The following is a 14,220-nucleotide window of genomic DNA, read 5'->3' on the forward strand; positions in this document are numbered from 1 at the left end:
TGGAAAAAGCTGCCGCCTTCTAGCATGGTCACAAACTCTTTACCCGCATTAATCAGTTCAGGGTCTTCTTCACCTACAGCTGGTGGTGGGCCAAATGCCAATAGGCCATTTTCAGAATGAAGGAAAATATCTTTATCGTTAGGTAAGTAGCTGGCAATTTTAGTCGGTAAGCCAATGCCCAAGTTTACATAGGCGCCATCGGGAATATCTTGTGCCACACGTTGTGCAATCTGGTCACGGCTGAGTTTCTGGTAGCTCATGTTATTTCTCCTTATTGCTTACTGTGCGGGCTGTACTTGTACAACATGCTGTACAAAAATGCCTGGGGTGATGATGTGTTCAGGGTCTAATCCCCCCAGCTCAACCACTTCAGAAACCTGGGCAATAGTGACATCAGCAGCCATGGCCATGATCGGGCCAAAGTTACGTGCAGATTTACGGTAAACCAGATTGCCCCAGCGGTCGCCCTTGTAGGCTTTAATCAGGGCAAAGTCAGCCTTGATCGGATATTCAAGTACGTAATCTTTACCATCAATCTCACGGGTTTCTTTACCTTCGGCCAAAAGAGTTCCAAAGCCTGTTGGAGTAAATACAGCACCTAAACCCATACCGGCAGCTTGAATACGACAAGCCAGATTACCTTGCGGTACAACCTCAAGTTCCACCTTTCCGGCACGGTATAGTTCATCAAACACATAAGAATCTGACTGACGTGGGAAAGAACAGATCACTTTTTTTACTGAACCGGCCTTAAGCAGTTTAGCCAGACCATAGTCACCATTACCGGCATTGTTGCTCACAATGGTTAAGTCTTTAACACCGAGTTCAATCAGACCGTCAATGAGTTCAGCGGGTTGTCCTGCGGTACCAAAACCACCAATCAGTATGGTTGCACCATCTTTAATCTGCGATAGAACCTCGCTTAGTGAGGACTTACTTTTGTCAATCATTAGACAACTCCATTGTGCTCATTGAAGAAGAGATAGGTAAGAGAGTTAGGCACACTGAGGCGAGAAGAATAGATAAATATTTCACTCAATCCCGAGTGTTTCCCTTAGATTTCCCTTTTAATCATTTTTGATAATTTTCGTATTTTGATCTAGTAAGCTATATATAGTTTTGTTCGATTTAGGATTTTTTTGTTCGACTATCGAACATTATCTCATTAAATTACTTAATCTATCTTATAAACTCAAGTTGTAAAAAAATACCAATAATTTTGCATAGATATGTATAAAACAACATATTTGCTTAGGCTATTTCATAAATAAAATAACCATCAGCACTGTATATAAAACCTTAAGACTGTGATTGTAAAATTAAACGAGCAAGTTCCAAATCATCAGGATAAGTAATTTTTATATTATCAGAGCGCCCCATGACCACTTGTACACTTTCGCCCACAGATTCAAGTGCACTCGCCTCATCGGTAATGGTCAAATTATTTTTTAATGCTGTTTCTATTGCTTTTTTAAGCATGCCAATTTTAGCAATTTGGGGAGTTTGAGCCTGCCACAAAAGTTCTCGACTCACAGTTTTATCAATTTGGTGTTGTTTAGTTACTTGTTTTAGCGTATCGCGTACAGGAATTGCCAAAATAGCACTCTGGTTTGTTTCAACTGCGGTTTTAACAAGAGCACTAAGACATTCAAAAGTCACACAAGGTCGTGCAGCATCATGTACTAATACCCAGTCATTCTCATCCGCTATCTGCAATAGATAATTTAGAGCGTTTAATACTGAGTGCACACGTTCAGCACCACCATTACAAAAATGAGCCTTATATTTATCCTGAAAAGCTAAAGTCGAGGCAAAATTATCCTGTGCACCAATTGCTAAAACATAGCCACTTAATGGAAGTTGACTTAAACGTTTAACCGTATGTTCTAAAACAGTAGCGTCTTGAATGTATTGATATTGCTTTAATTCAGTTTTGGAGAACCGACTTCCCGAACCAGCAGCAGGGATAACTGCCCATAATTTAGTCTGGGATGTCTGGCGATGGAGGTGTCTCATTAGTTTCCAAATCTACTTTAGCGTTCGGGTCAATATAAATAGGCTTATAATTGGTACTAATTGTACTCATTTGAACAAATGTTTCATGAGGCTTAACTAAACCAAGATCAAGACGAGCATGCTCTTCTATTGCTTCTGTACCGTTTTTTAGGTCAAAAACCTCAGCTGCCAAAATGCGGTTTCGCTCTTTAAGCTCATCATTTACTTCGGCTTGCTGTTGGATCTGTTGCATAAGCGCTTGATGAGGAAAATAACCACCCTCACCTAACCAGAACTGATATTGCAATATAGCTACTAAAACAATAACCAGTAGCAATATAAGTTTGCTTGAAGTGGATCGAAATACTTCTAACATAGCATTAAGAGCTTTAATTAAAAACTTTTATTAAGTTTTTGTATTGTATGACAATTTACAAGCGACATGCAAAATTCCTGCAAAATTCCTGCAAAACGATGAATGATCATATTACTTTAAATTGACCATCGTAACATGTTTCATTTTGTCAAAATTAAACTCAATTGGAAAGGAAAATAATGTTTATAAACACAACTGTTTATAAATCAATCTATGTATATAAAAGTTACTCTTAAGAATGAGTAAAAACTGCAAATATCATAGAAAAACCAGCAACCGCCAACATGCAATCTAGCAATAAATTAAAAGTTTCCTCAGACATCTTTATTACAAATGTTTTACCAATATAATTACCAATAATTAAAGAAAAACCAACCGCAACTCCCGCAATTAAAATATTTTTATGTAAAACACCTAGCGCACCAAAAGTTAAGCTTTTTGTTACGTAAATTCCAAATGAAGCTGCCGCCTCTGTTGCCAAGAGAGCTCCCTTAGTTAAACCAAAACCATTAAAAACCGGAAGTAATAATGGACCTGTGGAGAATACTACACCAGTGATATAGCCAAGCACTCCACCTGCGACTATCATTTGCCATGAATTAAATTTAAAACTATGGCGTTTGGCATAATGCCTAATCGGTATTAAGCAAAAGAAAAAGAAACCTATACATAAGTTGGATAATATCGGTGACATAACCCATAAAGTATTGGCTCCCAGTATCGTTGCGGGTATGCCCAGACTCGTAAACAACAGAAATGCTTTAATATTAAGATCTTTATGCCACATCACTACACGTGAAATATTACCCATGATTGCGGCAATTGCCATAATAGGTACTGCAAGCTTCGCCCCAAAAATATAAGAAAGTATAGGCAACAAAATAATAGATGATCCAGTCCCTACTACCCCACTAATCAGTCCTGATAGAACCCCAATAACAGCAAGTGCTACATAGATCATAGGCCTAACCAAAATAATTATTCTTAAGAGTCTACAATAGTCTAGGTTTTAAAATCGTACTATAGCTCTGTTCTGTTTTAGTATTTAAAATTTGCATTTTAAAATACTTAATTACTTATGCGATTAGCCCTATAAAACTTATTAAATTTTTATTTGAAGCTATATAAAATCACATATTTCTTATATTTTTAACCAATAACTACCTAAAAAAGTATACTTTTTTGCTTTACATTTTGATAAGAATTTTAAATGTATTTTTGATACATATTTTAATAAGTGAGAAGAAGATGGATCTTTCTAACATTTTTATAGGTGACACAACTTGGACCTTTGTTTTAGAAATTTTAATCCGATGTACTGTGATGTTTATTATCATCATTACTTTTTTAAGACTATCTGGTAAACGTGGTATTCGACAACTTTCCTTATTCGAACTGGCTATTATTTTATGTTTAGGATCTGCTGCTGGCGATCCTATGTTTACTAAAGACTTACCTATTGCTCATGCATTTGTTGCTTTTGTAGCTATTATTTCTTTATACCGCCTCGTTACTTGGGGTATGGTAAAAAATAAAAAAATTGAAAATTTATTAGAAGGACGAGCTCTCTGTGTCGTTAAGGACGGTCTCTTAGTTTATAAAGATTTCCAGAAACAAACATATTCTCATGACGAGTTTTTCTCGGAAATGCGCCAACAAAATGTAGAGCATTTAGGTCAAGTCCGAACAGCCTTACTTGAATCTGATGGTATTTTGAGTTTGCTTTATTATGAAGATGAAGACGTTAAATGGGGACTTCCTTTATTTCCAGATGCTTACCACAAAGCTGATGTACTTAAAATTAATACTTTTTATTCTTGTATGAAATGCGGTGAAACAAAAATTTTAAACAAACTCGACCAAGAATGTTCTCGCTGTCATCATCATAGTTGGGCTGAATCTTTAAAAACTCGACGTTTAGGATAAATAAAAAAGTGCTATTCCCAAAAAAGAAATAGCACTTATATTTTAAATATTAATTTGTCATCAATATTTAAATCAGCAAAGTATTATTCAAAAGATTAGTTTAAACCTTTGAACTCAGCTTTACCGCGGTAAACCGCTTTAGTCAACTCTTCAATACGAAGTAATTGGTTATATTTAGAAACACGGTCAGAACGGCAAAGTGAACCAGTCTTGATTTGACCTGCTGCTGTACCAACTGCTAAATCAGCAATAGTTGAATCTTCTGTTTCACCAGAACGGTGAGAAATAACAGTCGTGTAACCATTTGCTTTAGCAAGGTAGATTGCATCTAAAGTTTCAGTCAATGTACCAATCTGGTTATATTTGATCAGAATTGAGTTACCTACTTTCTCATCAATACCACGTTGTAAAATCTTAGGATTAGTTACGAATAAATCGTCACCAACCAATTGGATTTTATCACCAAGAATTGAAGTTAAATAGCTCCAGCCTTCCCAATCAGACTCATCTAAACCATCTTCAATAGAGATAATTGGATATTGCTTAACAAGACCAGCTAAGTAATCAGCAAATTGATTGCTTGTAAAAGACTTGTTGCCTTCACCTTCAAGAATATATTGACCATTCTTGTAGAATTCTGAAGATGCACAGTCAAGTGCAAGCATCAAATCTGAACCAGCTTTATAACCAGTTTGCTCAATTGCTTGAAGAATTACAGTAATTGCTTCTTCGTTTGAACGAAGGTTAGGTGCAAAACCACCTTCATCACCTACAGCTGTATTCAAACCTTGTTTTTTAAGAACTGATTTCAAAGAATGGAATACTTCTGCACCAGCACGCAATGCTTCAGCAAATGAAGTAAAACCAACTGGCTCAATCATGAACTCTTGAATATCAACAGTGTTGTCTGCGTGAGCACCACCGTTCAAAATGTTCATCATTGGTACAGGCATAGTCAAAGTAGTTTGACCACGTAAGTTAGCAATATATTGGAACAATGGAAGTTTTTGTTCAGCTGCTGCTGCGTGAGCTGCTGCCAAAGATACTGCCAAAGTTGCATTCGCACCTAATTTAGATTTGTTTTCAGTACCGTCAAATGCAATCATTTTTTCATCAAGTGCTTTTTGATCAAAAACACTCTGACCAACAAGCAATTCATGAATTGAGCTATTTACATTCTGAACAGCAGTACGAACGCCTTTACCCAAGTAACGTGATTTGTCACCGTCACGAAGTTCTAAAGCTTCACGAGAACCAGTTGAAGCACCAGATGGTGCACATGCACGACCAACCACCCCAGATTCTAAGATGACGTCTGCTTCGATGGTTGGGTTACCACGAGAGTCCAAAATTTCACGTGCACGAATGTCAACGATTTGGCTCATGAACAATTCCTCAGTTGAATGAATAACGCGATGCAAGTTCCTGCATCAATGAGTATCTAACTTTTTGAATCCTTTAACTAAAGTATCCAATTCTTTTAGTTGTGCCAAGAATGGCTCAAGCTGCGACAGGCGCAATGCAGATGGTCCATCACATTTTGCTTTGTCTGGATCTGGATGAGACTCTAGGAATAATCCCGCTAAACCTGTTGCCATACCAGCACGCGCCAAAGTTGTAATTTGAGCACGGCGACCGCCAGCTGAGTCAGAACGACCACCTGGAGTTTGTAAAGCATGAGTCACGTCAAAGAATACCGGTACATTCATTTCTTTCATGATGTCAAAGCCAAGCATATCTACAACTAAATTGTTATAGCCAAATGCTGAGCCACGCTCACAAAGAATAAGTTTGTCATTTCCAGCTTCCAAACATTTATGCAAAATATGACGCATTTCATGAGGAGCTAAAAACTGTGCTTTTTTAATGTTGATAATAGCTTGGGTTTTAGCCATTGCTTCAACAAGATCAGTTTGACGACTTAAAAAAGCTGGAAGCTGGATAATATCAGCGACTTCGGCAACTGGTGCTGCCTGATATGGTTCGTGAACGTCGGTAATAATTGGAACATTAAAATGCTTTTTAATGTCACCTAACCATTCAATACCCTTTTCAAGTCCAGGACCACGGAATGAATGCAAACTAGAACGGTTTGCTTTATCAAAGCTCGCCTTAAATACATAAGGAATATCTAGGCGTTTACAAATATCAATATAAGTTTCAGCAATTTCAAAAGCTAAATCTTTTGACTCAAGTACGTTCATTCCGCCAAATAATACAAATGGCAAATGATTTGCCATTTGTATATCGCCTAAACGTACAACTTCTTGTGGTTTTAATTGTGGCATTTAAACTTTCCCAGTTTATTTAAAATCGCATTACTTACTTTTTTGATGCTGTGTTTTTGCAGCGTCAATAAAACTAGCAAATAATGGATGTCCATCACGTGGTGAACTTGTAAATTCCGGGTGGAATTGTACAGCAATAAACCAAGGATGGTCAGGAATTTCTACAGTTTCAACCAAATGTTGTGCTGAAGAATAACCAGAAATCTTCATGCCCGCTTTTTCAATCGCCTCAATGAAACGATTATTCATTTCATAACGATGACGATGACGCTCAGTGATTTCAGCTTTTCCGTAGACTTCACGTGTTTTTGTGCCTTCAACCAATTCTGATTTTTGTGCACCTAAACGCATTGTTCCGCCTAAGTCAGACTCAAGGCTACGCTGTTGTAATTCACCACGCTCATCTAACCATTCAGTAATTAAACCAATGAGTGGATATTTTGTAGAACGGTTAAATTCTGTAGAAGATGCTTCTGGCATACCTGCAACATGGCGAGCATATTCAATAACTGCCAATTGCATACCTAAACAGATTCCTAAGAAAGGAATACGATTTTCACGTGCGTATTGAATAGCTTTCATTTTGCCTTCAGTACCACGTTCACCAAAACCACCTGGTACTAAAATTGCGTCAGCTGTACTTAAAATAGATACGTCTTGGCTTTCAAGCTCTTCAGCGTTGACATAATCAATTTGTACTTTTACACGATTTTTAATACCCGCATGTAACAATGCTTCGTTTACAGATTTATAAGCATCTGGTAACTCAACATATTTACCAACCATAGCTACACGTAAAGTGTATTCAGGGTTCAGTAATGCTTCGACTACATTGTCCCAATCTTCTAGATTTGCTTCTGGAAGATCATTAAATCCAAAACGCTCACAAATTAGATCATCAACGTTTTGTTCATAGAAGGTACGTGGAATTTGATAAATCGTTTTTGCATCTTTACATACCACTACAGCACGTGCTTCCACGTTAGTGAATAATGCAATTTTGCGTTTAGTATCAACATCTACATCATATTCAGTACGGCAGATAAGAATGTCTGGCTGAATACCGATTGAAAGTAACTCTTTTACAGAATGCTGAGTTGGTTTAGTTTTTAACTCTGCTGCCGACTTAATATATGGCAATAAAGTTAAATGCATAAGCATGGTACGTTTATGACCAAGCTCAACCATTAACTGACGAACCGATTCCATGAACGGTAAAGATTCGATATCACCTACGGTGCCACCAATCTCTACGATAGCAACATCGTAGCCTTCACCTGCGCGAAGAACACGTTCTTTAATATTATCGGTAATATGAGGAATAACCTGAACTGTACCACCTAAGTAATCACCACGACGTTCTTTATTTAAAACGTCTTGATATACACGACCACTAGTGAAGTTATTTAGTTTGGTCATTTTCGCGCGACGTAAGAAACGTTCGTAATAACCCAGATCCAGATCGGTTTCTGCACCATCTTCGGTAACAAAAACTTCACCATGCTGGAATGGGCTCATTGTCCCTGGATCGACATTAATATAAGGATCCATTTTAACCATTGTGACTTTTAAGCCACGAGCTTCCAAAAGTGCAGCAACAGAAGCAGCAGAAATACCTTTACCTAGCGATGAAACCACACCACCAGTGACAAAAATAAAATGGGTCATTAAGTTTCTCGTACAATCAAGCCGAAATCGGCCTACAATGTTTGGCAATTTTACTGTACTCTGCCCCTATAAAGCAAAGTCAAACCGCATCAATTCAAAGAACAATAAACAACTGGTTATTCTATCAGCATTTTTAATAAAAAATTAGCTCAATCTGACATGATTTTTTCATTGCTATTTACTGTTATAATGCCAATTCCTCAATTAAATGTTGTTTAGGGCAATGGCAAATAAAAAACTTTTAATCTGTGCTGCAATTGCGGCTGGACTATTGTTAACCGCATGCGTTAAAAAAGAGACACCGAAAGAAGAAGAGCAAGACAAGGTTGAAACTGCTGTTTCAGAACCTCAACCAGAGAAGCCTGCAAAATTTGAATCTTTAGAGAGTGTAGATACTCATCAAGAAGCTCAAGTTCCAGCGCAACCACAAGTTGAAGTTGAACGTGAAGAAACAACTAATACTACAACTGAAATTCGCCGAGAAACCCGTCCTGCGCATTCTGCTGAATCTTCACAGACACAAGTTGCTGAACAACCTAAATCTGAGACACCAAAGGTAGAACCTAAACCTGAAAAAAAACCTGAGCCTAAAGCAGAACCTAAACCTGAAAAGGCTCAGTCTAAACCAGCTAAGGCAACTGAGCCTGCGAAGACAGAAGATGACGCAGTTGCTGCTGCAATTGCTGCTGCAACACCAGCACTTAAAAACTAAGCTTCTGTTTTATAAATGCCCAAATTAATTTTTTGATTTGGGCATTTATACAAAATTCATAATAAAAACAGATTAAATTCATTTAAATTTCAATTCAAACACTTGGAAAAATGAAGCAATACCGCTCTTATTTTAAGATATAAAAATAAAGCCCAAAATTTGAGCTTCACTTATATATTCAATAATTATCTATTTATTTCGTTCAATTAGAAAATAATCAGACATAAGACGTGCTGCCCATGACGTACTGCGCCATCCTTCATAAAATGCACAATGACTTCCCTTTTTAGTTGTGACTACAGCAACAGTACTCATTTGCTGAATTGGCTCTTTATAAGGTTCTAAATTTTTAATAGAGCAAACAGGGTCATCTTCTGCATTAAGAATCATTAATGGAATTTTGATATTTTCAAACACATAAATCGGGTTAATAGATTTACAGTAAGTCTCGTAATCTTGAAAACCTGCCATTTCAAAGTATTCTTTTTCAAATTCTTCTAAATTGGTCGTCGATAAGACTTTTTCTAAAGATGCTATTTTGCTCCACGTATTTTGATACGGATAAATAAAATACTTGAAGAGTTTTTTCGTCATCATTTTACTGTAAAAAGGATGAACATTTTTAAAACCAATTTCCGTGTTATAACCCGGGCACATCGCAAAAGCAGCTTTAAAAGGTGTATCTTCGCCTTGTTCACCTAAATAACGAACAAGCAAGCCAGTACCTGCTGAAGAACCTACTGCATATAAATCTGATGTCGGAAATAAACTTTGAATATAGTTAAGCTGTTCTTTTAAATCACTAGTAGATCCAAAAAGAGAAATTTGCGGCACAGGCATTGGCAAACCTGCGTGCCCACGGCGCAGGCATAGTGCAATTCGCCAGCCTGTATATTGATTCAAATCACGTACTAACTCACGCATACTTTCAGGCGTACCTGTAATAGTATGCATAATTACAATTGTTGGAGTATCTGCCGGTAAATCATATCCATACCAAGCTATAGCGGTAATCCCACCATCACTCATAGTGAGTTGATCAATTCGGTCATATGCCAACTTTATTGTCTGTTTTCTAATAAGATCAAAATAGAGTAAATGGACATGACTGTTGGTTAACCAAGGCGTAGGTCGATATTTCTGTTTGAGTTGAGGAAGCTTCTCCAACACATCTTTTATTTGCCCTTGAGGATCATAATAAACTTTTGGATGCTCAGCACCTAACACTAAATCAAACAGCTCTGAACCGAAATCTTTAATTTTACTAAAACAGATATGCCCATGTCCAATGACTACCTCTGACTATGAGTTAAATGATTGCCGCACTAAAGCAGCAACCTGCCTTCCCCAAATTGCGTAAACTTCTTTACTTGGATGAAAACCATCACTTGCCATTGTCAAATTCATGGCTTGAAAATTTTCAATATCGTATTGAAGAAACTTAAACTGGCTCTGCGGTGCTAACCATTGTTGTAATTTTTGATTCATTTGCTCTGCATATTGCCCAAATAACCAAGCTAGTGGATTGGGTAAAGCAGGGAAATGTTGCATTGGAGGCACACCAGAAACGATAATCAACTTTGGCTGAAAACGTTTCTGTATGTGCTCAAATAATTGCTTCTGTTGTTTAATCCATGATTTAGCAGAAGTTAATTTAGTAACATCGTTTACACCAATAGATGTCACAATCACATCATACTTCCGCTCATCTAAATGCTGTAAAGCATTAAAAACTTGTCGAGTTGTATCACCAGTTTTAGCATGAAGTTTCCATTGCAGGGAAAATTCATTTTGCAGTTCTTGAATAATAGCACCAGACAAAGCATCTTTCTGATTTTCTACACCAACACCTGCTGCAGCAGAATCTCCCAAAATAAGCATGGATAAAGGCTTGCCTTGACCAATACAACCTTCTCGTTCACCTTTGGCTTCTGCTAAACGTGGCGTGTTCTTTCGAACTTTACTACCTTGTACAAATAATACGGGCAATAAAAGCAATGTTGAAAGTTTTAACCACATTTTATATATCTCAATACTCTTAGGCTATTTAACAAAATTATTGAGGTTTAAATTGAGCTATTCTTATACCCATTTGCTCAGCTAATGCAGCTAAACCACTCATTGGACGAATCATTACTTCAAAATCAATAATTTTACCCTGTTTATTAAAACGAATCATGTCAATCCCTTTTAATGATTTATCACCTACATTCGCACTAAACTCCAGTACTACATTTTCACCATCTTCTGTGTAAAACTCTCTGTGATAGGTAAAATTTTGGAATACTTGAATCACATTAGTAAGAATAAAGAAAACAACTTGTCTTCCCTCATAAGGTTTATAAGCGACTGGTGAACGGAAAACGACTTCATCTGCCAGCAAATCATTTAAGTTCGATAAGTCGTTTGATTGAATCATGTGGTGCCATTTTTCTAATGACTGTTTAGTTGTTTCAAGTGTCATTTTTCTTTTCCTTCAAATTGGTTTTAGTAGTGAGCATTCTCTTAATTAAGATAATACTCACTTAACTCATTAAAGAACCGCTGCTAGTTCAGCACCTTGACGAATAGCACGTTTAGCATCCAACTCACCGGCTTCTTTAGCACCACCAATCAAATGAACATTCTTACCATCTGCTTTTAATTGGTCATACATTGCAGTAAATGATTCTTGGCCTGCGCAAATCACTACGTTATCAACTTCAAGCACTGTTGGTTTTCCATCAACAGTAATATGAAGTCCTTGATCATCTACTTTGTCATACTGTACGCCTGCCAACATTTTCACATTTCTGTTCTTAAGCCCTGTACGGTGAATCCAACCAGTCGTTTTACCTAGTCCCGCACCTACTGAAGAAGCTTTACGTTGTAACAAATAGATTTCTCGTTCAGAAGCTTCAACTTTCGGCTGCTTTAAACCACCAACGTGTTCATAGTGAGTATCAATACCCCACTCTTCATAAAATTTTTCTGGATTTAAACTACCACTTTCACCTTCATGGGTTAGATACTCAGCTGTATCAAAACCGATACCACCTGCCCCAATAATGGCAACACGTTGACCTACTGGTACACGCTCTTTAAGTACTTGTAAGTAGCTCAGTACTTTTGGATGATCAATACCTTCAAATTGTAATTGACGAGGTGTTACACCTGTTGCAACTACAATTTCATCGAAGTCTGATTGGCTTAACTCTTCATAAGTCGCTTTATGATTTAATACAAGTTCAATGTTCGGACGTAATTCAATTTGACGATTAAAATAACGTAGTGTTTCGTAGAACTCTTCTTTACCAGGCACAGTTTTAGCAATATTAAACTGTCCACCAATTTGATGACTTGCTTCAAAGATTTTAACTTGGTGTCCACGATCTGCCGCATATACAGCAAAACTTAAACCTGCTGGTCCTGCACCAATGACAGCGATATTCTTCTGTTTTTGTGCTTCTTTAAAAATAAGTTCTGTTTCATAACATGCGCGAGGGTTAACTAGACATGTTGCGATTTTCATAGAGAAAATATGATCAAGACACGCTTGGTTACAGCCAATACAGGTATTGATTTCATCACTACGACCTTCACTTGCTTTTAAAACAAACTCAGGATCTGCAAGCATTGGACGTGCCATTGAAACCATATCTGCATGACCCGATGCCAATACATGTTCAGCCATTTCTGGGGTATTAATACGGTTTGAGGTAATTAATGGAACGGAAACTTCACCTTTTAATTTTTCAGTGACCCAAGTAAATGCAGCTCTTGGAACTTTAGTGGCAATTGTTGGTATACGAGCTTCATGCCAGCCAATACCCGTATTAATGATCGTAGCGCCAGCTTTTTCAATCGCTTTAGCAAGTTGAATCACTTCTTCTAAAGTAGATCCGCCTTCAACTAAATCAAGCATTGATAAACGGTAAATAATAATAAAGTTTTCACCGACTATTTCACGTGTACGTTTTACAATCTCGATAGGAAAACGAATACGGTTTTCATAGCTACCACCCCATTCATCATCACGATGGTTTGTTCTTGCTGCTATAAACTCATTAATTAAATAACCTTCAGAACCCATAATCTCAACGCCGTCATATCCAGCGTATTGAGCAAGCTTCGCACAGTTTGCAAAATCATCAATCGTTTGTTGAACCTCTGCAGAAGTCATTGCTTTAGGTTTAATTGGATTAATCGGTGCTTGAATTGCCGAAGGTGCAACAATCTCTGGCTGATAAGAATATCGACCCGTATGTAATATCTGTAAAGCAATCTTTCCGCCAGCAGCATGTACAGCTTCGGTAATGACTTTATGTTTTTCGGCTTCTTCTGTGCTATCTAGCTTAGAAGCATGAGCAAAGGTTAAACCTGCCTGATTAGGTGCAATACCGCCAGTAACAATAAGACCAACATCTCCTTTAGCACGTTCCGCATAAAAAGCCGCCATGCGCTCATAACCACCTGGCGCTTCTTCTAGACCAACGTGCATAGACCCCATCAATACGCGATTTTTTAATGTCGTAAAACCTAAATCTAATGGTTTTAATAAATGTGGATATAACGACATAACAACTCCTTGGCTTGCTAATCTGCTTGCTTAATGCAACTTGTTGCACAAATTTATAATCAAATTTTGACTTTTATGCAACATGTTGCATAATCTTATGAGTCACACTTTACTTTTGCTTACAAACGGATTGCCATGTCACTTCCCCATGTTTTACTAACCAGCTTACTAGAACGTCCAAGCACTGGCTTTGAACTCGCTCGCCGTTTTGACCGCTCTATGGGCTTTTTCTGGAATGCCACACATCAGCAAATTTATCGTGAACTCAATAACATGCTAAAAAAAGGCTGGGTTTCTACTTTAGAAAATGAGATGGATAGCGGCCGAAAAAAAACTTATCAAGTCGAACAACTTGGGCGTATAGAACTGGCCTCATGGATGACACAGCAAAGTGAACCCGCTCAGCTTAGAGATGACTTAATGGTAAGATTGCGTGCCGAGGCACAATTGGGCAATAATCAAATATTACCCGAACTGTTACGACATCTTGGCTTACACCAAGAAAAGCTTAAGCTTTACCAAAATATTTACGATAAAGATTTTAAAGATAGTGATGACTTGAATAATCGAGTGTTATATATCCACAAAATGATCTTGGAACTCGGTATCACTATGGAAACTGAGTGGATCAAGTGGTTAGAACAGGTCATCCCACAATTAAAACTTTTTGCTCAAGATAACGCATCTGGAGAATAAC

General features: G+C 37.5%; 14 protein-coding genes and 1 pseudogene. 3 read left to right on the top strand and 12 right to left on the bottom strand.

The genetic code is table 11. The features are described 5' to 3' along the window. The 5 genes from J576_RS15285 to J576_RS15305 form a co-directional block, all read right to left on the bottom strand. Window positions 1-260: CoA-transferase (locus tag J576_RS15285; RefSeq protein ID WP_033855642.1), on the bottom strand; the 260-nt coding region annotated here is incomplete at its 3' end. Between the two features lie 18 nt (window positions 261-278). Then, a complete protein-coding gene (locus J576_RS15290; RefSeq protein ID WP_017394060.1) occupies window positions 279-950 on the bottom strand; it encodes a 3-oxoacid CoA-transferase subunit A in 672 nt (223 codons plus the stop codon). 349 nt (window positions 951-1,299) lie between these two features. After that, a complete protein-coding gene (gene ispD, locus J576_RS15295) occupies window positions 1,300-2,016 on the bottom strand; it encodes a 2-C-methyl-D-erythritol 4-phosphate cytidylyltransferase (RefSeq protein WP_002050693.1) in 717 nt (238 codons plus the stop codon). Next, window positions 1,982-2,371, bottom strand: coding sequence for a cell division protein FtsB (gene ftsB / locus J576_RS15300; RefSeq protein ID WP_004701341.1), 390 nt, complete (start codon window positions 2,369-2,371; stop codon window positions 1,982-1,984). The genes ispD and ftsB overlap by 35 nt, the downstream gene beginning before the upstream one ends. Before the next feature lie 232 nt (window positions 2,372-2,603). Further along, window positions 2,604-3,332, bottom strand: coding sequence for a sulfite exporter TauE/SafE family protein (locus J576_RS15305; RefSeq protein WP_002050721.1), 729 nt, complete (start codon window positions 3,330-3,332; stop codon window positions 2,604-2,606). A gap of 287 nt (window positions 3,333-3,619) precedes the next feature. On the opposite strand from J576_RS15305, the gene J576_RS15310 reads away from it, so the two are divergent. Then, window positions 3,620-4,297: a DUF421 domain-containing protein gene (locus J576_RS15310; RefSeq protein ID WP_025467871.1), complete on the top strand. Its 678-nt coding sequence runs from the start codon at window positions 3,620-3,622 to the stop codon at window positions 4,295-4,297. A 95-nt stretch (window positions 4,298-4,392) separates the two neighbouring features. Here J576_RS15310 and eno read toward each other — a convergent pair whose 3' ends face one another. Genes eno through pyrG form a run of 3 tightly spaced genes read right to left on the bottom strand, consistent with a single transcriptional unit; the run spans window position 4,393 to window position 8,253 of the window. Continuing rightward, window positions 4,393-5,682 carry a phosphopyruvate hydratase gene (eno, locus tag J576_RS15315; protein ID WP_002050727.1) on the bottom strand — a complete coding sequence of 430 codons (1,290 nt, stop codon included), beginning with the start codon at window positions 5,680-5,682 and terminating at the stop codon, window positions 4,393-4,395. Between the two features lie 45 nt (window positions 5,683-5,727). After that, complete coding sequence (kdsA, locus tag J576_RS15320) at window positions 5,728-6,585, bottom strand: 3-deoxy-8-phosphooctulonate synthase (protein WP_002050694.1); 858 nt, start codon at window positions 6,583-6,585, stop codon at window positions 5,728-5,730. 30 nt (window positions 6,586-6,615) lie between these two features. Beyond that, the gene (gene pyrG / locus J576_RS15325; RefSeq protein ID WP_002050609.1) at window positions 6,616-8,253 is read right to left on the bottom strand and encodes a CTP synthase; all 1,638 of its coding nucleotides are present in this window, start codon (window positions 8,251-8,253) and stop codon (window positions 6,616-6,618) included. Window positions 8,254-8,476: 223 nt separating this feature from the next. On the opposite strand from pyrG, the gene J576_RS15330 reads away from it, so the two are divergent. Continuing rightward, window positions 8,477-8,965: a hypothetical protein gene (locus J576_RS15330; protein WP_002050668.1), complete on the top strand. Its 489-nt coding sequence runs from the start codon at window positions 8,477-8,479 to the stop codon at window positions 8,963-8,965. A 189-nt stretch (window positions 8,966-9,154) separates the two neighbouring features. On the opposite strand, the pseudogene J576_RS15335 reads toward J576_RS15330, so the two are convergent. The 4 genes and pseudogenes from J576_RS15335 to J576_RS15350 form a co-directional block, all read right to left on the bottom strand. Next, window positions 9,155-10,248, bottom strand: a pseudogene (locus J576_RS15335) (YheT family hydrolase). Between the two features lie 19 nt (window positions 10,249-10,267). Further along, on the bottom strand, window positions 10,268-10,984 hold the full coding sequence (locus J576_RS15340; RefSeq protein WP_002050682.1) for an SGNH/GDSL hydrolase family protein: 717 nt from the start codon (window positions 10,982-10,984) through the stop codon (window positions 10,268-10,270). Between the two features lie 37 nt (window positions 10,985-11,021). Beyond that, window positions 11,022-11,429: a nuclear transport factor 2 family protein gene (locus tag J576_RS15345; protein WP_002050709.1), complete on the bottom strand. Its 408-nt coding sequence runs from the start codon at window positions 11,427-11,429 to the stop codon at window positions 11,022-11,024. Window positions 11,430-11,498: 69 nt separating this feature from the next. Then, entirely contained in the window at window positions 11,499-13,523 is a 2,025-nt protein-coding gene (locus J576_RS15350) for an NADPH-dependent 2,4-dienoyl-CoA reductase (protein WP_002050632.1), read from the bottom strand. A 135-nt stretch (window positions 13,524-13,658) separates the two neighbouring features. Between J576_RS15350 and J576_RS15355 the strand changes: the two genes are divergently transcribed. Continuing rightward, window positions 13,659-14,219, top strand: a complete 561-nt coding sequence (locus J576_RS15355; protein WP_002050679.1) for a PadR family transcriptional regulator — start codon at window positions 13,659-13,661, stop codon at window positions 14,217-14,219. The last annotated feature ends 1 nt before the right edge of the window (window position 14,220 follow it).

The sequence above is a fragment of the Acinetobacter sp. 766875 genome, assembly GCF_000582055.1.
In the GTDB taxonomy this organism is placed as follows: domain Bacteria; phylum Pseudomonadota; class Gammaproteobacteria; order Pseudomonadales; family Moraxellaceae; genus Acinetobacter; species Acinetobacter nosocomialis.

Coding starts and splice junctions, on each gene's coding strand:
- J576_RS15355 (WP_002050679.1), top strand. CDS start 13,659: ATGTCACTTCCCCATGTTTTACTAACCAGCTTACTAGAACGTCCAAGC.
- pyrG (WP_002050609.1), bottom strand. CDS start 8,253: ATGACCCATTTTATTTTTGTCACTGGTGGTGTGGTTTCATCGCTAGGT.
- J576_RS15310 (WP_025467871.1), top strand. CDS start 3,620: ATGGATCTTTCTAACATTTTTATAGGTGACACAACTTGGACCTTTGTT.
- J576_RS15345 (WP_002050709.1), bottom strand. CDS start 11,429: ATGACACTTGAAACAACTAAACAGTCATTAGAAAAATGGCACCACATG.
- J576_RS15330 (WP_002050668.1), top strand. CDS start 8,477: ATGGCAAATAAAAAACTTTTAATCTGTGCTGCAATTGCGGCTGGACTA.
- J576_RS15305 (WP_002050721.1), bottom strand. CDS start 3,332: ATGATCTATGTAGCACTTGCTGTTATTGGGGTTCTATCAGGACTGATT.
- J576_RS15350 (WP_002050632.1), bottom strand. CDS start 13,523: ATGTCGTTATATCCACATTTATTAAAACCATTAGATTTAGGTTTTACG.
- J576_RS15290 (WP_017394060.1), bottom strand. CDS start 950: ATGATTGACAAAAGTAAGTCCTCACTAAGCGAGGTTCTATCGCAGATT.
- eno (WP_002050727.1), bottom strand. CDS start 5,682: ATGAGCCAAATCGTTGACATTCGTGCACGTGAAATTTTGGACTCTCGT.
- kdsA (WP_002050694.1), bottom strand. CDS start 6,585: ATGCCACAATTAAAACCACAAGAAGTTGTACGTTTAGGCGATATACAA.
- ftsB (WP_004701341.1), bottom strand. CDS start 2,371: ATGTTAGAAGTATTTCGATCCACTTCAAGCAAACTTATATTGCTACTG.
- J576_RS15340 (WP_002050682.1), bottom strand. CDS start 10,984: ATGTGGTTAAAACTTTCAACATTGCTTTTATTGCCCGTATTATTTGTA.
- ispD (WP_002050693.1), bottom strand. CDS start 2,016: ATGAGACACCTCCATCGCCAGACATCCCAGACTAAATTATGGGCAGTT.